This is a genomic window from Paenibacillus tyrphae, from assembly GCF_000722545.1.
GTDB lineage: Bacteria > Bacillota > Bacilli > Paenibacillales > NBRC-103111 > Paenibacillus_G > Paenibacillus_G tyrfis.
The window spans coordinates 25307-46813 of record NZ_JNVM01000044.1 but is presented as its reverse complement, the minus strand read 5'-3'; the positions used below and the strand labels follow the sequence as shown (position 1 = coordinate 46813).

At 48.4% G+C, this 21507-nt stretch carries 12 protein-coding genes and 4 pseudogenes; 13 read left to right on the top strand and 3 right to left on the bottom strand.

The annotated features are described in order from the left end of the window. Position 1 precedes the first annotated feature (1 nt). The 12 genes and pseudogenes from ET33_RS32855 to ET33_RS36850 all read left to right on the top strand — a co-directional run bounded on the left by ET33_RS32855 (position 2) and on the right by ET33_RS36850 (position 18663). The gene (locus ET33_RS32855; RefSeq protein ID WP_036692391.1) at positions 2 to 952 is read left to right on the top strand and encodes a branched-chain amino acid ABC transporter permease; all 951 of its coding nucleotides are present in this window, start codon (positions 2 to 4) and stop codon (positions 950 to 952) included. Beyond that, on the top strand, positions 942 to 1745 hold the full coding sequence (locus tag ET33_RS32850) for an ABC transporter ATP-binding protein (RefSeq protein ID WP_036692388.1): 804 nt from the start codon (positions 942 to 944) through the stop codon (positions 1743 to 1745). The genes ET33_RS32855 and ET33_RS32850 overlap by 11 nt, the downstream gene beginning before the upstream one ends. After that, positions 1723 to 2427 carry an ABC transporter ATP-binding protein gene (locus ET33_RS32845; RefSeq protein ID WP_036692384.1) on the top strand — a complete coding sequence of 235 codons (705 nt, stop codon included), beginning with the start codon at positions 1723 to 1725 and terminating at the stop codon, positions 2425 to 2427. The genes ET33_RS32850 and ET33_RS32845 overlap by 23 nt, the downstream gene beginning before the upstream one ends. A 530-nt stretch (positions 2428 to 2957) precedes the next feature. Then, positions 2958 to 3305, top strand: a complete 348-nt coding sequence (locus tag ET33_RS32835) for a hypothetical protein (protein WP_036692378.1) — start codon at positions 2958 to 2960, stop codon at positions 3303 to 3305. Between the two features lie 267 nt (positions 3306 to 3572). Next, positions 3573 to 3716 (top strand): annotated as a pseudogene (locus ET33_RS40755) (ATP-binding cassette domain-containing protein); the annotation flags it as partial. Positions 3717 to 3764: 48 nt separating this feature from the next. Further along, a pseudogene (locus tag ET33_RS40750) lies at positions 3765 to 3926 on the top strand (ATP-binding cassette domain-containing protein); the annotation flags it as partial. Then, positions 3880 to 4185: an ATP-binding cassette domain-containing protein gene (locus ET33_RS40525; protein ID WP_327204078.1), complete on the top strand. Its 306-nt coding sequence runs from the start codon at positions 3880 to 3882 to the stop codon at positions 4183 to 4185. The pseudogene ET33_RS40750 and the gene ET33_RS40525, both read left to right, overlap by 47 nt. Positions 4186 to 5238: 1053 nt before the next feature. Next, positions 5239 to 8913, top strand: a complete 3675-nt coding sequence (locus tag ET33_RS32825) for a non-ribosomal peptide synthetase (protein ID WP_051775961.1) — start codon at positions 5239 to 5241, stop codon at positions 8911 to 8913. 30 nt (positions 8914 to 8943) lie between these two features. After that, a complete protein-coding gene (locus ET33_RS32820; protein ID WP_152570737.1) occupies positions 8944 to 11709 on the top strand; it encodes a type I polyketide synthase in 2766 nt (921 codons plus the stop codon). After that, on the top strand, positions 11678 to 16441 hold the full coding sequence (locus tag ET33_RS32815; protein WP_036692372.1) for a non-ribosomal peptide synthetase: 4764 nt from the start codon (positions 11678 to 11680) through the stop codon (positions 16439 to 16441). Before ET33_RS32820 ends, ET33_RS32815 begins: the two co-directional genes overlap by 32 nt. A gap of 519 nt (positions 16442 to 16960) precedes the next feature. After that, positions 16961 to 18307 (top strand): annotated as a pseudogene (locus ET33_RS32810) (AMP-binding protein); the annotation flags it as partial. Next, positions 18295 to 18663 (top strand): hypothetical protein, encoded by a 369-nt coding sequence (locus ET33_RS36850; protein WP_051775956.1) that lies wholly within the window; start codon positions 18295 to 18297, stop codon positions 18661 to 18663. The pseudogene ET33_RS32810 and the gene ET33_RS36850, both read left to right, overlap by 13 nt. A gap of 47 nt (positions 18664 to 18710) precedes the next feature. Here ET33_RS36850 and ET33_RS39415 read toward each other — a convergent pair whose 3' ends face one another. Both ET33_RS39415 and ET33_RS32800 read right to left on the bottom strand, forming a co-directional pair. Beyond that, positions 18711 to 18995 (bottom strand): hypothetical protein, encoded by a 285-nt coding sequence (locus ET33_RS39415; protein ID WP_036692369.1) that lies wholly within the window; start codon positions 18993 to 18995, stop codon positions 18711 to 18713. 186 nt (positions 18996 to 19181) lie between these two features. Continuing rightward, complete coding sequence (locus ET33_RS32800) at positions 19182 to 19799, bottom strand: TVP38/TMEM64 family protein (RefSeq protein ID WP_036692366.1); 618 nt, start codon at positions 19797 to 19799, stop codon at positions 19182 to 19184. Between the two features lie 574 nt (positions 19800 to 20373). On the opposite strand from ET33_RS32800, the gene ET33_RS32795 reads away from it, so the two are divergent. Next, on the top strand, positions 20374 to 21078 hold the full coding sequence (locus tag ET33_RS32795; RefSeq protein WP_161783585.1) for a CPBP family intramembrane glutamic endopeptidase: 705 nt from the start codon (positions 20374 to 20376) through the stop codon (positions 21076 to 21078). A 103-nt stretch (positions 21079 to 21181) separates the two neighbouring features. On the opposite strand, the pseudogene ET33_RS38120 reads toward ET33_RS32795, so the two are convergent. Next, a pseudogene (locus ET33_RS38120) lies at positions 21182 to 21382 on the bottom strand (transposase); the annotation flags it as partial. Positions 21383 to 21507 lie beyond the last annotated feature (125 nt).

Here is a 21507-nt window from a genome sequence, read left to right as displayed (position 1 = left end):
GATGAAAAATAAGGCATCATTTTGGTTATTTCTCATTCTATCTGCAGTCATTTATGGCATCGTTCAATTGCTGATCAGCGTGGAATGGTTAACCCCTTTTTATACGAATGCCTTGATTTTTATCGCGATCAATATGATCTTAGCCGTCAGCTTGCATCTGGTCATTGGGATAACGGGGCAGTTTTCTATCGGCCATGCCGGTTTTTTAGCTGTTGGCGCCTATGTCGCTGCTATTGTGACCATGAAATTTCATCTTCCATTTCCTGCCGCATTGCTAGCCGGAGGAGCCGTGGCTGCATGTTCAGGCTTGCTGATCGGCATACCGAGCTTGCGCCTGAAGGGCGATTATTTGGCGATTGCCACGCTGGGTTTCGGCGAGATTATTCGGGTCGTATTCATTAACATGGAATATGTCGGGGGCGCGGCCGGCATGCAGGTCGCGCATTTGACAACCTGGACAACGACGGTTTTATGTCTCTTTATGACCATGCTGGTTATTATGAACTTTACGAATTCAACACATGGCCGGGCATGCATATCGATCCGTGAAAATGAAATTGCCGCCGATGCGATGGGGATCAACACCACGTACTACAAAGTGGTCGCCTTTACGATCGGTTCGTTTTTCGCGGGAATTGCCGGCGGGCTGTATGCCCATAACTTTTATATGATTCAACCGACAAATTTCGGGTTTTTGAAGTCGTTTGACATCTTAATCTTTGTCGTTCTGGGGGGGCTGGGCAGTTTGTCGGGTGCCGTCTTGGCGGCGATATTGCTGACCATTGTGTCCACCTTCCTGCAAGGCTATCCGGAAACGCGAATGATTATTTACAGCGTCATCCTGATCGTTGTCATGCTGTATCGGCCGCAGGGATTGATGGGGACCACGGAAATGACCTCATACTTGCGCAAGTGGACGGCGATGAAACGGAGGGATGCGTATGGAAAATAACCCATTGCTCCACGTTCGCGGTGTCGGCATGCAATTTGGAGGGTTGAAAGCCGTTTCCGGTCTTCATATGGAAATCCGCAAAGGCGAGCTGGTAGGGCTTATCGGACCGAATGGGGCCGGAAAAACGACCAGTTTTAATTTGTTGACCGGAGTGTACGTACCGACAGAAGGAGAAATCTTACTTGAAGGAAAGCGACTGAACGGTCTTGCTCCTTATCAAATTACCCGCATGGGCATTAGCCGGACTTTCCAAAATATTCGCCTTTTTAATGAGATTTCCGTATTGGACAACGTGAAAATCGCCTACCATTCCTTGGCCAAGCATTCGATGGTGAGCTCTATTTTGCGGCTTCCGTCCCATTTTGCCGGGGAGAAAGAAATGGAAGAGAAGGCGATTCAATTTCTACGGATGTTCCAATTGGAAACTTGCATGCATGAAACGGCTAAGAACTTGCCTTACGGACAACAGCGCCGTCTGGAAATCGTCAGGGCGTTGGCCGCCGGGCCCAAGTTGCTCTTGCTGGACGAACCTGCGGCAGGCATGAATCAACAAGAGACGCGCCAGCTCATGGAATTGATCGCGTTTATCCGCCATGAACTGGATTTGACGATTTTGTTGATTGAGCACGATATGAAGCTGGTCATGGGCATCTGCGAGCGGATTTACGTACTGGATCACGGACAGCTTATTGCGCAAGGAACGCCGGAGGACATCCGCAACCATGTCAAGGTGATCGAGGCCTACTTGGGCGAGGAGGTAGCAAGTAACCATGTTGAACGTGGAGGAAATTGATGTGTACTACGGGCATATTCAAGCTCTGAAAGGGGTCACGCTGGATGTTCGTCATGGAGAAATTGTTACCTTGATCGGAGCCAACGGGGCAGGCAAAAGCACGCTTCTGAAAACGATTTCCGGTCTGCTAAAGCCTAACCGAGGTTCCATCCATTATACCGGCGTTTCGATGAACGGGAAGACGGCGCAAGATATTGTCAAAGCAGGAATTTCTCATGTACCGGAAGGCCGCCGTGTGTTTGCGAATATGTCCGTGTTGGAAAATTTGGAATTGGGTGCCTTCGTCAGAAGAGATACAATGGGTATTCGGCATGATTTGCAAAAAGTATTCGAACTCTTCCCGCGTCTGCATGAGCGTCGCAAGCAGTTATCCGGGACGCTGTCCGGCGGTGAACAGCAAATGTTAGCTATGGGACGGGCGCTGATGGCGCGCCCCAAGCTCCTGCTGCTTGACGAGCCTTCCATGGGGCTTGCGCCGCTGCTTGTGAAAACGATTTTTGCCATTATCGAAGAAATCAATCGCAACGGCACGACTGTTCTGCTGGTGGAACAAAACGCCAATCTGGCGTTATCCATCGCCACCCGCGTTTATGTTATTGAAACAGGCAGCGTGGTCCTTTCCGGCACGCCGGAGGAGTTAGCCTCCAGTGAGCAGGTCAAGATGGCTTATCTTGGCAGTTAGCTGTTGCTGTCGTTGGATGATTTGTGTCAGCAAAAAATGCACAAATCTCCCTACATTGTAGTATTGTGACACAAAATTACCTACTTTCTAGAAAATTGGAGTAAAACGAGGAGTAAGTACCACATAGATCAAACCGACCATTTGTCGTTGGGAAGGGGCTTTAGATGGGGAGTAAAAAGTTTTGACACTCCCGGGCAGCTTCGGAGAAGGCCAGTCACAAACTGTGGTTCCGGCAGCACCGAAACTCTACATTTACACTCAGCTCATTATGAATCCGAGGGTCAACCTGGACCGGGCGCTGGGCCGCCTCAGGAGCATCTTGAGGAACACAAGATCAGGCTTCTTCATTATGACAATATTATTGACTGTAGTTAGGAAGAAGAACTACTGATGATGATCAATTAAAAAGGCAGTTTAGGACTCGTCCATCGAGTTTTACACTGTCTTTTATTATAATATTGTATCTTGTGGGATATTTTTACATATGATATACTTAACTTGCTTGTAAATAAGTATAAGGAGTTGACACAATGAAAAAATTTGTTACTTTTTCTCTCGTTGCAGCTCTTTCTTTAACCTTGGTAAGCAGTGCCCTTGCTTCTGAAAGCAAACACGAAACGACTTCTGGAATAAGCTCGTCAAATGCATTTGTAATTAAAACCTTCAATTGGCAGAAGACACTTGGATGGAAAGAAGATTTAAAAAAGTACGACAGCAAAGCTGTTAGATTTTCTTGGGGTAGTGGTAGCAATGCAGTATCTGTTACTGAAGACGGTTATGCTACTTCCATCTCTATTGGTGAAACAGAAATTTATTCTTATGATTCCAGAGGCAAACTGACAAGCAGATTTGAAATTAAAATTCTTCCCCCAATCTAAGGCATATACAAGTTATCTGGGGCAGACAATGTTCTGTCCCAGTCTTCACCTATTATCTGCATCTTCGTTTTTTAGTTTCCACCTGCAAGATGAATAATAATCGCTAGAAACGTTATATGCTTTTTCACGCATACAGCGAATGTTTGTTGAGCGAGATGCTTCTGTTTATGGACAGAAGCATCTTTTTTTGTTGCAAAAAAACGGGGTGATGCACATGAGCAACTCTAAAATACAGTGAAACACATAAAAACGAAATGGGGAATCCGAATGATTGAACTGCATAACCTTACAATCAGAGCGACGCAGGATCACCGGACATTGATTCAGGATTTTCAGCTCAGTCTTCAGAGCGGAGATAAGATTGCAATCATTGGTGAGGAAGGAAATGGAAAAAGTACCTTATTGAAATTCATTTATGATGAGCATTTGATTGCCGATTATTGCACCTACGAAGGAAATTTGGGGATTGATTCGCTGGTTTCGGAGAAAAAACTGGGCGTTCTTTCAGGTGGCGAACGGTTTAAATACCGTTTTTTGCGCTTGCTGGCTCTCGATCCCGATATCCTGCTGCTGGATGAACCGACCAATGATTTGGATATTCGAACAATGGAGTGGCTGGAAGTCTTTATTCGAGAGGCGGCGAGTTCTGCTGGATGCGGCGAAAACACCGATTGAATTTCTCGAACCATCCGGCGATAAGGAGGCGGTCACGAAAGCTTTTAACCATTTAGGCAGTATGAAATTTACGAACGACGAAATGCATCATACGATAGGATGCCTGAGCGGAGGGCAAAAGGCAAAACTGCTCCTGTTGAAGATGATACTGGAGCGCTGCGAAATATTGATATTGGACGAACCGACAAGAAATTTCAGCCCTTGACCACACCGATCTTGTGCCATGCATTAGCAGCTTTTGAGGGTGTGATAATCAGCATTTCACATGATCGCCGTTATTTAAACGAAGTGGCAACGACTGTATATGAATTAACTGGAGCAGGCTTGACAAGATTACAATAGGGCCGCGAAGGAACCGTGAAGATGAAATGGCGGCTAAATGGGGTAGTACCAGCGTCGCTGTCACCAATGTGCGAGCGTGTTTATCGGGTTACGATATGATTTCAGAATTCCCTGAAAGGAGCGAAGCATCTGGAAGCCACTGGAGGCCAAGCAATCGTTTCTTTCACAAAAAACCGAGTCACCTATATTATCAATTGGATACAGTTTCCGTACAAGATCGATTTGTAATACATAATATATTACGAGAATGGGAAGGAGAAGGAGAAGGAAGTAGCTTTCAAGCACTACGTTTGGTATTGAGCCATCATTAATTATTAAAAAGGGTTTTTTTGAAATAAAAAAAATTAATAATATGGAATTTTGTCATAATTAGTAATATATTAGGTTTAGATGTCTATTTATAGTAATATTTATAGAGGCAACCGGTTATGACGCTAATTAACTGATCGCACCTTATTATTATTTATTTATTTTTTGACGCTACCATCAATTCCTAGTTATTCATCTCCATGTGTACTGCTTGGTTCTCTGCATAAAATGTAATATCCGAATTTTTCATTTATCAACCTGCTGCGCAACAAAATGTATATACTTCAAAGCAGCAAGTAATCCAAAACGGCTTTAGCTTCAATGAAAACGAACAAGGAAGAGCCATGGCAAACATCAGATCGTTATTATAAAAATAATGATGAAGAACACTCGTTCAGCTTGAAAATAATCACATGACTTTTGATAGCGTTTCCATGTATCTCCTAAAGGATAATATCGTGCTTAACTATGTGGAGATGAAAAGCGGCATCCTTTCACTGTATACTAAGAAATGCATTTTATGTAAATTTTGTCTGTGTTGAATTAGGATACGAACAGTCGGGCGTTACCAAAAAGATAAATTGCGCCAATAGAGGAGCTGTCGTTAGTGGGCGAAGAAGTGAAAGTCAAAATATTACCGGAGTTCAATCCGCAAAGTTCGGCATGTTCTCCTGAGCACGAAATACTGCCCAAATCAACACCCGTTTTTATGGTCCCGTCGTATTTTATTCGGCTTGCGAAGATGCCGCTAACATCAAGCGGGAAAGTGGATCGTAAAGCGCTGCCTGCGCCGGAGGGAAGTGTGCAGCGTGGAGTAGAGTTCGTAGCGCCGCGGACGGCTGTGGAAGTACAGTTGGCACGAATTTGGGAAGAAGTGCTCGGGTTGTCCGGCACAAGCGTCGGCGTGAAAGACAACTTCTTCGATCTGGGGGGCCACTCCTTACGCGCGAACATCTTGGTGAGCAAACTGCACAAGGAGATGGGTGTTCAACTGCCACTGCAAGATGTATTTCTATACCCGATGATCGAGCAGATGGCGGAAGTCATCAAGAACCGGAAGCGGACCGAATATGTAACGATTCCAGCGATGGAGGAGAGAGCCTATTATCCCGTTTCTTCTGCGCAAGAGCGGTTGTTTGTTCTCCACAAATTGGAAGGTGGAGAGCTGAGTTATAACATGCCTATGGTGCTGGAAGCGAGAGGCTTGCTTGACAGTGAACGGCTGGAAGCGGCGCTGCAAGCCCTCATCGCTCGGCATGAACCGCTGCGCACCTCATTTTGCATCGTAGACGGTAAGCCTGTCCAGCGAGTACATGCCAGCGGGGAGTTTACCGTTACGTACTTGGAAAAGAGCGATGAGAGCGCAGAGGAAGCGATCCGTTCCTTCATACGGCCTTTTGATTTAGGACAGGCCCCGCTGCTGCGGGGCGCCCTTGTAAGGCTGGAGGCAGAACGTCATCTGCTGCTTCTGGACATGCACCATATTATCTCCGACGGTACGACGATCGGCTTGATTATCGAGGAACTGGCCTTATTGTACGCAGGTAAAAAGCTAAACGCACTGCAACTGCAATATAAAGAATACGCAGTATGGCAGCAGACTTTTTTGCAAACGGAGGCGTATAGGCAGTTGGAAGCCTATTGGCTGCAACAGTTCAGCAAACCATTGCCTGTTCTGAACCTGCCTGCAGATTTCCCGCGTCCGGCACTTCGCAGCTTTACTGGCGGGCACGTAGACTTCGCATTGGATGATGAACTGACTCAGAGCCTGAAACGGCTGGCAAGACAGACGAATTCAACGCTCTATATAGTGCTTTTATCGGCATACGGATTGCTTTTGACAAAATTAAGCACTCAGGATGAGGTCATTATTGGAACGCCGGTGGCGGGACGGAGCCAAGCGGATACGGCACGGATGCTCGGCATGTTTGTGAACACGCTGGCACTTCAGTTGTCACCGCTGCCGGATCAATCGTTTGCAAGTTACTTGCAGGTCGTTCGGCAGTCCGTGCTCGGTGCGTTAGAAAATCAAGACTATCCATTTGAGGAGCTTGTACAGCAGATCGCTCCGCCTCGGGATTTGAGCCGTAATCCGATATTCGACGCCATGTTTATTTTGCAAAACATGGAGATGGCCGAGCCCGCTCTGGATGAAACCCGTCTCAAGCTGTATCCTTTCGACTATCCTGTGGCTAAGTTTGATCTGACCCTTTCAATAAGCGAAGAAGGGGCAGGCCTGCAATGTAGCCTGGAATATGCTTCGGCACTGTTTTCTCGGGAAACTGCCCAGCGGTGGGCAAATTGTTATATCGAATTGCTGCGGCAGGCCGCTCGTAATCCGGATATCGAAGTAAGAAGCATGAGCTTGACCGGGGACGCGGAGAGGAAACAGCTTAACGATTCGTTCTCCGGTTATCGGGTGGAAATTCCACAAGAACAGACGATGCACGGGCTTTTCGAGCAGCAGGCGGTAAAAACACCCGCACATACGGCGCTCGTATGCGGTGGAGAGCGGATAACTTATGAGGAACTAAACAGAAAGGCTGAGCAGTTGGCAAATGTGCTCCGAATAAAAGGCGTTGTGCGCGAAGATGTCGTTGTTTTGCTTGCCGACCGCTCGATCCCGCTCATTACAGGGCTGCTGGCTATAAACAAGGCCGGAGCCGCTTATCTTCCGATCGATCCTGACCTTCCGGAAGAACGAATAAGGAGCATAATGAATGATAGCGGGTGTAAATTAGTGGTAACACAATCCGTCTATTTGGGTAAGATTGCTTCAGAAAAAACAACCGTGCTGCTGGACCGGGAAGATGCGCTGCATGCACCTTGCCAGCCAATGCCATCTTCATCACCCGTTTCCCCGGCGGATCTCGCCTATGTGATTTATACTTCGGGTTCCACGGGCAAACCGAAAGGAGTCATGATCGAGCATCGGTCCGTGCACAATTTGCTTCTGGGTATCGTGCAGGAAATCCCGATTGACAAGCTAAGTAACGTACTATCTTTAACGACAGTATCTTTCGATATATTTGTTCTCGAAACGCTACTGCCGCTCATGCTGGGTTGTACGGTAGTGATGGCCACGCGCGAGGAGCAAATCGAACCTGAGCGACTGGCTGAGCTATGCCGCGAGCATCGGATCGAGCTGCTGCAAACGACGCCGTCAAGGCTGCGAATGCTGCTCGGCAACCTTCGAATGGCAGAAGCAATGGCTTCGCTTCGCTGCGTGCTGATAGGCGGAGAAATGCTGAGCGAGCCGCTCCTCCAGCAAGTGCGAAAAGTAACGACCGCCCGCCTGTTCAACATGTATGGGCCGACGGAAACAACCGTTTGGTCGACTATTAAGGATGTGACTAAGGAGGCGCGTGTTACCATCGGCAGACCCATTAGCAACACAAGAATATACATTGTGGATGCCCATGGACTGATCCAGCCTGTTGGAGTGCCGGGGGAGTTGTGTATTGCAGGCATGGGTGTGGCCCGCGGTTACTTGAACAGTCAGAAGCTGACGGATGAACGGTTCGTACCGGAGTTTTCTGCGGAAAAAGCCGACGAATCCGGTAGGATGTATCGTACCGGAGACCGGGCCCGCTACTTGAATGATGGAACCATTGAATATATGGGACGTTTGGATGATCAAGTTAAGATCCGAGGATACAGAGTCGAGCCCGGCGAAATCGTTTCGGTATTATCCAGTCATCCCTCGATCCATGTGGCGGTGGTTGTCGATCGAGAAGACGAGAAAAACGGCACGTACCTGACTGCATATTATGAGTCAACCGAGCCGGTGAATGTTTCTGTTCTCAGGGAGCATGTGGGAAGCCATCTTCCTGCTTATATGATTCCTTCCCACTTTATACGGCTGGATCACATTCCAGTGACTTCAAACGGCAAAATCAACAAGCAGGCGCTGCCTAAGCCGGAAGCAAGGCTTTCTCCCGCTTCCAGGGATACCGTACCGCGAAGTGAAGGAGAACGAATGCTATCCATCATGTGGAAAGAAGTGCTGGGCTTGCAGGAAGTCGGACGCAACGATAACTTTTTTGAACTGGGCGCCCACTCACTGCATGCTGCGCATTTGGTGGAGAAGATTCGAAGCGAGCAAAACGTCGAGATGAAGCTGACCGATTTTTTCATGTATCCGACAATTGCTTCTTTGGCAAGCCGCTTGTTCGATCAACTTCTTATCAAGGAGCGGGCTTCTTCGGCCCAAGAACGGGCGGAAACACGAAAAACGTTAATGAGAAGACAAAGAGAGTCCAGAGGGACTACGAGAACATAATAAAAAGAAATGGTACGGAGGTGGAAAGCCTTGAAACAAGATGAAACGCTATGGGAGCAAGGGATTGCGGTTATTGGCATGTCCGGGCGGTTCCCGGGGGCTAACGATCTGGAAGCATTTTGGAACCTTCTGAGCCGGGGCGTTCATGCAGTCCGGTTCTTCTCGGATGAGGAATTGCTGCAAGCAGGGGTTCCGGAAGAGACAATTCGCCATCCTCAATATATCAAGGCAAAAGGCGTCCTTGATGACCCGTTGATGTTCGATGCCGATTTCTTCGGAATGAATCCCCGGGAATCGGAATGGACTGATCCGCAGCAGCGGATTTTTCTCGAGTGTGCGTACGAAGCGCTGGAGAATGCAGCTTGGGTCCCTGATACATACCCAGGCCGGATTGGAGTTTATGGCGGATGCTCGTTAAGTTCGTACATGTTGAACCAAATTCTCACTTATGGGCGTCACTATGCTTCGGAAGATATTACATCACTTCATTTCGGCAATGATAAGGATTTCTTGACAAGTCGGGTATCGTACAAGCTAAATCTGAAAGGACCGGGAGTAACGGTTCAGACCGCCTGCTCCACTTCGCTGGTTGCTGTTCATATGGCCTGCCAATCGCTTATGAGCGGGGAATGCGACATTGCGCTGGCCGGGGGAAGCACTGTCACTTTTCCCAATCACTCCGGGTACCAGTTTCAGGAGGGGATGATCAATTCGCCGGACGGCTTTTGCCGTGCTTTCGACCGCGAGGCGCAGGGGACAGTACCCAGTAATGGCGTTGGGGTCGTTGTCTTGAAACGGCTGGAGAAGGCTGCAGCAGATGGAGACTTCATTTATGCTGTCATCCGCGGTTCCGCAATCAATAATGATGGTGGCCTCAAGGCGGGATTCGCTGCCCCGAGTCCGGAAGGACAGGCTGAGGTTATTGCCGAAGCTCTGGCAGTGGCCGATGTCCATCCCGATACGGTCTCCTACGTTGAAGCTCACGGTACGGGTACCGTCGTGGGAGATCCGATCGAAATCGCCGGATTAACGATGGCTTATCGGCAGTGGACCGACCAAAGCGGATTTTGCGCGATCGGTTCCGTCAAAACGAATCTAGGCCATCTCGACTGTGCCGCCGGGGTCGCCGGATTGATCAAAACAGTGCTGGCACTCCATCACCGTCAAATTCCGCCTTCCCTTCATTACCGAGAGCCGAATCCGCAGATCGATTTCTCGAACAGCCCGTTTTATGTGAATACGGAGCTAACGGAATGGAAGAGCGGAAGCCATCCGAGGCGGGCAGGGGTCAGTTCCTTCGGCATCGGGGCGACGAACGCCCATGTCGTGTTGGAGGAGACTCCCGAAACGGAAAGCGAAGCATGCATTCGGCCTTGGCATGCGCTGCTCTTGTCCGCAAAAACAGAGACGGCTTTGGAAGCGGCTTGTGAACGAATGGTTAAATACTTATCTACCCGACCGGCTATACCGTTAGAAGAGATCGCCTATACGACACAGATTGGACGCAAGGCATATCCGTTTCGCAGAGCTGTAGTCTGTCGCGATGATGCCGAGGCACAGCTTCTGCTAACTCGTCAATCAGAAGTGGGAAGAGGCTGCAATCCGGATGAAGTTCCGGCTACAGCATGGATATTTTTGCCATGGAGGGAAGAGAGGATCACCGGGCTGCTTGAATTGTGCAGAACGGAACCGGCCTTCTACCACGAATTGCAGAAAACATTAGAAAAGGCAGAAAACGTGAGCGGACTACGATTTAAAGATCGCTTGCCAGACTTGATTGCTGACATACCATTTCAAGCCCAACTAAATTTAACACCCTGCATGAGGGTCGTACTATCTTTAGCCGCCTCCTACAGCCTTGCAGCCGTCTTCGGCCAAATGGGACTTGTACCCGATCTTGTTGGCGGCGAAGAAGAAGGCGAATATGCGGCCGCATGTATAGCCGGGTGCTGCTCTTTGGAAGAAGCTTTCCGGCTTGCGATTGCCCGCGCGGACCATGAAGAAGGGGGAACTGCGGAAGAATACGCCAAGACAGTCAAAAGCATTCCTCTTGCCGATCCCCGGATTCCATTTCTGAACAAGGAGCAGGGCTGCTTGTCGCGTGAATCAGTATTAGCGGCAAGAAGCAGGGAATTGCTGTATGCAGCGCTTGAAGAAGCGCAGAAGGATCAACGCATGCGGGTGGTAGGATTAGGCGCACTGCTGCACGAGTATTGTAGCAAGGATCAGGCGACTTTGAGCTGCTTTGACCCTTATTCTTGGATAGAGACTTTATCAACTTTATGGGTGGACGGCACAGATGTGGATTGGCAAGCACGGTATGTATTGGAGAAACGGAGAAGGATACCGCTGCCAACTTATCCATTTGAACGTCGTCGCTTTGAGATCGTACATTCGGGAGACGTCGCCGCTTCATACCCTGCCGGCCCGAAGGTTGCAAGCAATGAGGAGTTGGCCGGGCAAGCGGACTTGGGTCATTCTGAAACTGAAGATCCGCGGAGATATGTTGAGCAGAAGCTGATTCAATTTTATGAAGAGGTGCTCGGTGTGCAACAACTGGACATCCATACTCCTTTTTATGAACTTGGAGGCGATTCGGTGAACAAGATGCAGGTCATTTCCCGCATTCAGGAAATGTACCCGATCCCGCTGAACATGAAGGCCATGTATGAGGCGCAAACCGTTGCCGAGCTGACAGACATCATCGAACTCGCCTATATTGAACTGCTGGAACAAGACGAAGAGGAAAGAGGAGAGGGAAACCATGACGAGTCAAGATTCATTGGAAAAACGTAGATCTCTTTTATCAGATAAAAAACGGGCGCTGCTGGGCCAAATGCTACAAGGCACAACTAGCGCAGCTTCCGCCAACTCCTCTGGTCAACATCATATTCATGTCCGGCAAAATAAAGACAAAAGCCGACTCTCTTACGCCCAGCAGCGGCTGTGGTTTTTCTCATCCCTGGAGCCCGAATCGGCGGCATATCACTTGATCTATGGCATGAAACTGAATGGCCCGTTGCAGGCAGAAGTTCTTGAGCGAAGCCTGCAAGCTCTTACGGATCGCCATGAGGTACTGCGTACCGTATTCCGCGACGATGCCGGGAGTGCTTATCAACTTGTGCTGGATACAATGAATCTGCCGCTGGAGCAGGAGGATCTGCGAGGATTACCGCTCAGCGAGCAGGAAGCAGCGATACAGAAGAAAATCTCCCTGTTTAACAGGCCATTTGACCTTCGGCATGGCCCGCTGCTTCGGGTGACGCTCCTCTGCCTTTCGGAGAATGAGCATGTGTTGCTTCTTGCCTTTCACCACATCATTACCGACGGATGGTCTCATCATGTGTTTGGGAAGGAACTGCTGGATTTCTATCATTCATTTATCCGCAGAGAAACAACGCGGCTGCCTGCCCTTCGCGTACAATATGCAGACTTTGCAGAATGGCAGCGGGAACGCTTTTCCGAAAGGACGCTTCAAGAGCAGTTATCATACTGGAAACAAAGACTGGCAGGAGCTCCGGCGCTGCTATCGCTTCCTACGGATCACCCGCGGCCTGCTCAGCAGCAGTACTCGGGCAGGAAGGTTCGCTTCGATGTGCCCGAAAAGCTTACGGCAAGTCTCCGCAATCTGGCGGCCGAGGAGCAGGCTACGTCTTTTATGCTGCTGATGGCGGCGTTTCAGACCCTGCTGCACCGCTACACTGGGGAGGAAGATGTTTGTGTCGGAACGGCGATATCCGGCAGAAATCACAAGGATGTGGAGTCCCTGATCGGTTTTTTTGTCAACACATTGGTCATTCGTTCCGAAGTAACATCGAATTTACCGTTTCGGCAACTGCTTCGTCAAGTCCGCAAAAATGCGCTGGAAGCCTACGCCCATCAGGACGTTCCGTTTGAGATCATCGTCGAAGAAACGGCAGGTACACGAAGCCTTGGTTATTCACCATTGTTCCAAGTCATGTTTACGCTTCAAAATACGCCTTCCATTTCTGCTGAAATGCCTGATTTTGCCATCGAGCCTCTTGAAGTGGATACAGAGACGACCCTATTCGATCTCACGCTTGAAGTGTTCGAGACGAATAAGGATTGGAAAGGAATCTTAACATACAATCAGAGTCTTTTTGGGGAAGCGACAGTGAGGGGAATGACAGAGCATTTGCTTATGCTACTCTCCAGCATTGCCGATAATCCGGATACGCCAATCGAATCTTTGCCGATATTGCTTGAATCCGAGCGAAATCTGCTGCTCCATGTTTGGAACCGTACCAAGCATGAATATCCGACAGACACAACGCTTCATCAGATGGTGAAAGTGCAAGCTGCAAATCGGCCGGAGCAGATTGCTGTCAGGTGCGAAAATGACATCCTTACCTACGACACGCTTGTTACCCGTTCCGAAAAATTAGCCGATCAGTTGCGAAAGCTGGGTATTGGTCCTGGGAGCGTTACGGCGATATGCCTGGAGCGCTCGCCTGAATTGGTCATCGCCCAGTTGGCGGTTCTTATAGCAGGCGGTGCGTACTTACCGATCGATCCGGAAACGCCCAGGGAACGATTCGCATATATCCTTAAAGATTCCTTGGCCCCTGTACTGTTGACTAGCCAATCGCTGCATACGCTTGTTGCTGAAGTTGACGTAACCACCCTATATATGGATAAAGAAGAGGGGACACTTACGCTTCATCGTACGTTCACAGAATCTTCCCGGCCCATGATCAAGGAATTGGAAGGAGAAACAGCTTATGTTATTTACACTTCCGGTTCAACGGGCAATCCTAAAGGAACGATGATCCCACATGCCTCAATTGCTAATTTCATGCACTGGTTCAAAGACGTTTCGGCGCTTTCGCCATCTGACCGAGTGTGCTTTGCTGTAGGTGTCAGTTTCGACATGTCCGTTGCGGAGATCTGGGGAGCGCTGTGCTGCGGCGCGTCCTTATGGATTCCTCCCCAAGAGATAAGGCTGCAGCCTGAGCTGCTTCGGGACTGGATGGTGGAAAATGAGATTACCTTCGCCTTTCTTTCAACCCCGTTGGTTGAACTGTTAGTCGCAATTCCTTGGCCAGCGCATGCTTCGCTCAGCCGCTTGTTCACTGGAGGAGACAAATGGAATGCGAAGCTGCCCTATGGACTCCCGTTTGAAGTTTACGAAGTGTACGGCCCCACTGAATGTACCATTGTCAGCACATACCGCATCATTGAACCGGAGGAACGTGCTCATCGGCCCGCTCATATTGGCAGACCGGTCGCTAATACAACAGTATACATTTTGGATAAAAAGCTGCAGCTTGCACCGATCGGAGTACCCGGAGAGCTCTGCATCGGCGGAAGAGCGGTTGGCGGCGGTTATTTACACAGGGAAGCACTGACAAATGAGAAATTTATCCCTGATCCGTATGCGTTACAGGCGGGCGCGCAATTGTACCGCAGCGGAGACTTGGCCCGGTACTTGCCGGATGGACGCATCCAGTTTTTAGGCAGATTGGATGATCAGGTCAAAATTCGAGGATTCCGGATTGAACTTGGCGAGATACAAGCAGCTTTAGCTGCTCATCCTTCTGTAAAAGAAGCGGTAGTTCTCGTAAGAGAGGACACTCCAGGAGATAAACGAATTACGGCTTATGTGACCGGAAGGGCGAACAAGGCTCCGGATATTGAAGAGCTGCGCCGCACACTTAGAGAACTTCTGCCGGATTATATGGTTCCCTCGGCGTTTGTTGCACTTGACCGGCTTCCACTGAATACTAATGGGAAAATCAACCGTCAAGCGCTGCCAAAGCCGGACGCAGAAACAATCTCCAAAAATTTGTCGGAAGAACCCCGCAATGATGTCGAAAAGCTGCTGTGCGGCATCTTGGCTGAGCTGCTTAGCCTTGACAAAGTGGGTATTCATCAGAACTATTTTGAAATTGGCGGCGACTCGATCAAAACCATGATGTTGATATCCCGGGTCAAACAAGCCGGTCTATCGCTAACCCACAAACAAGTGTTCCAGTATCAAACGGTTGCAGAGTTAAGCCGGATTGTTGCTGAAAGTGGAAGCGGGGTGGAGGAAGCGCAAAAAGAAAACAAGACTCCACGATGGAACGAACCTGACTTTGATTTTACACTCCTGACTCGAAATTACGGTGATTTTGCCAAGGTTTGCTCCCTGGACCCTGACGAGATCGAAGACGTATATCCGCTTACTCCGTTACAAGATTACATGCTTGCCACTTTGCGTCAGAATCCTGAGCCTGCACAATTTTTTGTAAACATGGTGATGCGTTTTACCGATAAGCTGGAGCCTGGACTTATGACACAAGCCTGGCAAAAAGTAGCCAATCATTTTGCGCTGACGAAAACATCCATTTTCTATGAAGGGCTCGAGGTGCCGGTGCAGGTCATGAGACGGAATATCCGGGTAGCCATTCATTATCCGGATTGGCGCGAATGGGATAAAGCTCGTCAACATGAAGAATTGATGCGTTATCAAGAGCTTCAACTGAATGCAAGCGATCTTAGCTACATTAAACGACCTACAACCTATGAAATTATGTTTGCAAGAATAGGGGAAAGTGAGTACCAGCTTGTCATGAGCTGCTCGTATCTTTTGATGGATGGCTGGAGCCATTTTATCGTACTTGCCTATGTGCTCAAGTACTATTACAGCTTGCTGGATAGGAAGCCTTATGAGCTCCCGCCTGCACGGCAGTATCGGGAATACGTAGCTTGGCTTCATGCTCAAGATTTGGAACAACCGATGCGCTATTGGCGCGCAGAGCTGGCAGGCTTTCACTTTGCGACGCCACTTATCGAGCATGCGCCCCTCAATCGAAGTTCTGGTGAGAGCGGGTTCGCAAAGCAATTCGTTGAGTTTGAAGTCCCGGAGCCGCACCTCGTAAAAGAACTCGTTCGCCGAAGCGGTGTAACGATGAGTGTGTTGTCTCAATTGGCGTGGGCGCTTCTGTTGGGTCGATATACCGGTCAGCGCGATGTATTGTTCGGTCTAATGTCAACCGGCAGACATCCGGAATTTGAAGGAATGGAAGAGATTGTCGGTCCAACGATCAACACCCTTCCCATGCGAATCAGACTGTCCGAAAACGAGAATGTCTTGCAACTCCTCCAGCGGGTTCAGGAAAAACAGCTACTATTGACACAGTATGATTATACTCCGTTGAGAAGGATTCGGGAGTGGATTGGACTCGCGGAAGATCGCACCATGTTTGAATCGTATTTGATTTTTCAGAATCTTGGCTCCTACTTCGACATCGCCAATTGGCTAGGTGATGCCGATAAAATTCCACTGGTGAACGAATACGAAAAAGCGCTCGCGATCTTCAACTCCGGCACACCGCTGCGCGTGGATATCAGTGCAGATTCGGAAGGTCACTTTACCATATATATGACCTACCTTAAAGCACATTTTCGCGACGAGTCTGTGGGGCAGATGATCGCCGATCTAAAAGATACGTTAATCGGTATTTGTCAAGCTCCTGAACAAACCATTGATAGATGGCTGAAACCGGCAGATTTGTTTTTGTGATGGAGCAGAAAACAAACATGACAGCACACTCATTCAGAACAGGCTGCTAGACGTCTGGATCTACAACAAATGAAAGGCCCAAAAAAATTTTTGCATATTCATAATGGAAATCATGCTATTAGATGAAAAAGAATAAAGGGCCGGAGCCGGTCACATCGGATGAGATAGAATTCTTATTATCTACCATTTGGCAAAAGAGCAAGCAAGGAGAGGAACCTCCTCGTTTCAGATTGAAGACAAACTCCCTATGCTGCGAAAGCAGCGAGGGAGTTTGTTGATTTCTGATCCAGATTTGATAACACCTCTTATGTTCCCCCCTAAAGTGAGTACACTCTCACACATGCGTCCGATCGCATCAAACTTGGGTTCAACCGAACCAAACCCGGGATGTCGAGACTTTCTCGACAGTTTTTTCTTTATTGTCAAAAAAGGAAAGAAGTATGTAGTAATTTTTAAATATTTATGAACTATGACTTTCATATATACATTATTTTGAGATAAAAGGTTTATGCCGCTTATTTAAATCCGAATCGCATGCCTAGCCTGCAGAAACTGATAACGGGAGGCTCAGCCGTTTCCGTCGAGTTCGTTCAACAGTGGAAAGACAAGGTGATGTACTTTAACGCGTATGGACCGACAGAAGCATCAATTGTTACATCGGTGTGGGCAGCTTCAAAGCATGATATCGAACATAAATCGGTTCCGATCGGCCGCCCGATTCAAAATCATCGGATTTACATTATGGATGCTCAGAATCACTTGCAGCCTATAGGTGTGGCAGGAGAAATATGCATTGCGGGTGTTGGCTTGGCAAGAGGCTATTTAAACCGTCCGGAGCTGGCGGCGGAGAAGTTCGTGGGCAATCCGTTTGTGGCAGGAGAGCGGATGTACCGGACGGGAGACTTGGCAAGGTGGCTACCGGACGGGAACATCGAATACTTGGGTCGGATCGACGATCAGGTGAAAATTCGCGGTTACCGGATCGAGCTTGGGGAGGTGGAAGCGCAGCTGCTGAAAGCTGCATCGGTCCAAGAAGCGGTCGTTATTACTCCTGAAGACGGAGCCGGACAGAAGCAGCTGTGCGCTTACTTTGTAGCGGACGCCGAGCTGACGGCGAGCGAGCTGCGAAGCAAGCTGTCGCAGGAGCTGCCGGGATATATGATCCCGTCGTACTTTGTGCAGCTGGAGCGGATGCCGCTTACCTCCAACGGAAAGGTCGACCGCAAAGCGCTGCCGACGCCGGAAGAAAGTATGCAAACGGGAGCCGAATACGTGGCTCCGCGCACAGCGGCGGAAGTGCAGCTCGCCCAAATCTGGCAAGAAGTGCTTGGCCTTCCGCGCATCGGCGTGAAGGACAACTTTTTCGAAATCGGTGGCCACTCCTTAAGAGCGCTTCAGTTGATTCAGAGAATTTATGCGACGATGGGAATCGAAATATCTCTACAGAGCGTGTTCGAACATCCTTTCATAGAAGAAATGGCTCAGGAGCTTTTCAAAAACAGCCTTGAAGGGGAACATCACAGCAACATGACGAAGCTGAATGAGAACGGGCGCATCCATGTTTTCTGCTTTCCTCCTGTATTGGGATACGGTATGGTTTATAAAGAAATGGCCAGACAGCTTGAAGGCCACTGCATGCTCTACGGCATCGATTTTATAGAGGATCAGGATCGACGCGGAGATGAGCTGAATGACTATGTAGATGCCATTATAAGCGTTCAGGAGCACGGGCCTTTTGTATTAGCCGGCTATTCTTTGGGAGGGAACCTGGCGAAGTTGCCAAAACAATGGAAAAGAGAGGGTACGAGGTATCCGATCTCCTCATCATTGATGCACTTAAAATGGATGGCACCATGCAGCAGATAGAGGATATATCTGGTTATATCGATAGTGTACTGGAAAAATCATCCGATTCGTATAAACTAGTACTTACCGAATCACGACTGAGGGAAAAAGTGAGAAATAAAATGTACGCGTACTTGATGTACAGGAACCAGCTTATAAACACAGGAAACATTCAGGCAAGCATTCATAGTTTAACTGCCGGCCCTAAAGAAGATGACTTGTTATGGAAGCAATCAACGCTCAAAAATTATGCCCAATATCCATTGATCGGGGATCACAGTGAGTTGCTTGAACCCGGATTTATCGAGGAAAATGCCAAAGTCATCAAGCAAATCGTAAAAAAAATATCTGAACAAACGACGCTGCAGCATATTTAATGACTCAAGGCAGGCTGACAATTTAATTATTTGACATCGCCAAACTTCTAAGGCGATGTTTTTTTATTTTTTAAGGATATGGTCAGCGGCGGTAGTCGGCACGAGGGGAGGAGCTCGGGGGAATCCGGGATATTTTCATGAGTTGCCGCTGTTCCGTCGGTGACGATCCGGAGCTCCATAACAACCTCTTTTGCAAGCAAATTCCAATCCAAGGCCGCGTTCACGCCCTGTCTGATGGAGTTGCTAGGATACTTGCCAATAAGAGACTCAATATCGATAGCCTTCCCCCATACAATTTGCTTATCTTTCAAAGTAAGTTGATATTCCTGCATACCTTCGTACCTCACATATGACCAGGAAGTAGACCGCCGCGGCAACGATGAAGAAATGATTAGCTTCCTGGTGGATAAAGGCAAACACTTCAAAAAACCTCTTATCGGGAATGCTACTGAGTTATTCTTGGATCAACTTCCGGCGGCCGTGAATTTTTTATCAGTAAATGCCCAAAGCACAGCTGCTTAAAGCCATCGCTTCTTGAGCCAGACGCAGTAGACGAAGTAGACGGACGCCAAAAAAAGGATATACACGCCGACGGACAAAACGAGCTTGTTTGTGCCAGCAAACAGGTTGCTGCCGATGAACGCAAACAGGAGCATAGCAGGAATTTTGCCCAATGCGGACGCAACGGCGAATGTAACGACCGGAATGGAAGTAATCGCAGGAATGACATTAACGACAGCCTGAGGGATAACCGGGATCAGTCGAGCCAATAAAATAGTCAGGAACGGATTTTTTTCTATCGCGGCTTGGAGCTTTTCCAGCTTCTCGTACTTGGACAAGTAAGCACGGCCCTGCTTTTGAAACAAGTAGCGTGCCAGGCAAAAAACAATGACAGACGCGACGGAAGCAGCTATCCAACTGATCAAAGCGCCCAGCAAAGGACCGTACATAAACCCTAGCATGCCGATAACTATTTTGTAGGGGATGACCGGTACGATAATAAAACCGAGCGCAGCCGCAAAAATAAGCAGAACGGGCGCATCCCCATACTGCATCCAATGCAAAATTTCATCCTTGAATACATAGACAATGAGTATGAGCACGAGATACATGCCGATGGTGAACCATTTCTTCATTTGATAGGGTATCTCCCTTTGTCTGAGTCTTTACTTCTGGCCGTGTTGATCATACTTAGTGTAACACATAAACATTCTTCATTGGTGTTCATTGTCCGCTTGACGAGCTCGAGTGAAGAGATAGACCTATATGGTTAATCAAAGCAACAAGTGGCAGTCTAGGACTTTTTTCTAGTCCAAGACTGCAGTGGAGGTGTATTTTATCGTTAAGGCTGAGAAGACTCCCTCTTCGATAAGGGGGAGATGAATCAGCAGCTCTTGTGTATATATACGAACGTATGTGCTATAATTGTCATAAAATCACCAAAGGAGGGAGGTAGATCTCTATGCTGGAAGGTCTTTCGTTCAGAGGAGAAGTGTGGATTTAAGCTAAATCAAGGAAGGGCATTTTTCTTGTTAATATTGCATAATGGCCTTCGTTAGCGTATCCTTTCCTTATCAATGATCAGTGGGAAAGGATGGTAACACCTTGAATGCCCTTCAAAAACGCAAGCCAAGCTTAGGGCTTGTCCTTCTTGTCTTCTACACCATTACCTCAATTGGAGCAATGTTGCTCGGGATGGTCCAACCCACGTTGGGTGTACCTGAGGTCGTTATTCAATTGACGCAATTTGGCCCTACGCTCGGTTTAATTACGATTCTGCTGCTCTGGAAAAGGGAGAAGCGCCAGGCTCTTACGATCGACCTTCGACTTTGGCCGGTTAAGCCGAGCACGTTCATTGTCGCGGTTATGCTAATCGCAGGCTCATTCGCCGTTGCTTGGCTCTGGTATGTCATTACCGGCCATTCGGTGACGTACACGTCGCCGTCCTCGCTATCTCATCCGTTCTGGCTCATTGTCATCGCGCAATTCATTGGAGCCGCTGGCGAAGAAATCGGCTGGCGCTGTTTCTTGCAGCCGACACTTCAGAAACGAATGGGTGTTTTTCCGGCTTCTGTCACGGTCGGTTTCTTGTGGGGCATCTGGCATGTCGGCATTTTCGCTGAAGGCTGGGTGTACGCTTCGTTTTTCGTCCTCTTCTCCATTTCTCTCTCGGTGATTCTTGGTGAACTGCTCCGCGAATCCGGGGGCGCAAAACTTGTGCTGGCCACCACGTACCACACATTGACTAACCTCGGCCTGCTCCTCTGGTTCGACGAGGAAGATGGCAGTCGCTTGGCAATGGGGACGCTGGCGGTGTCATGCGCGATTGCCGCAGTCATCGTGATGGCAATCGGGCGAAGGAACCGGGCTTCGAGACGTGCAACCCGCGGGACGGTATCTTTCTCAAATGTGTAAGTGGAAGGTACTATAAAGAAAAAACGTATGAACAAAAAAAGGCGACTATGACCCCACTTATTGGATGAATAGTCGTCTTTTCATCTTGTTTTAAGCTTATAATTTACTCTGTCAGCTTCAATATTCGCTTCAGATTAACTGCGAATATTGCCATCGCCCCACGCATTTGAATGCTTAACAGACCCGAGGACGATGCTACATCGTACCCGTGTCGGTGTTTTAGTTCACTGTTCTTCGCTTCGATTTTGTAACGTTCCTTCGCCTTTGCTTTAAAGTACTCGCTTTCCTGACTTGCTTCGCTTTTCGAATCGCCATATGGCCGGCCTTACATACGTACATAAAGATGCTTACGAAGAAGAATGCGATGACGATTGGATAGAGAGAGATAAGCAAGACTATATGAAAGAACTCTTTTCAATCCAACGTCTT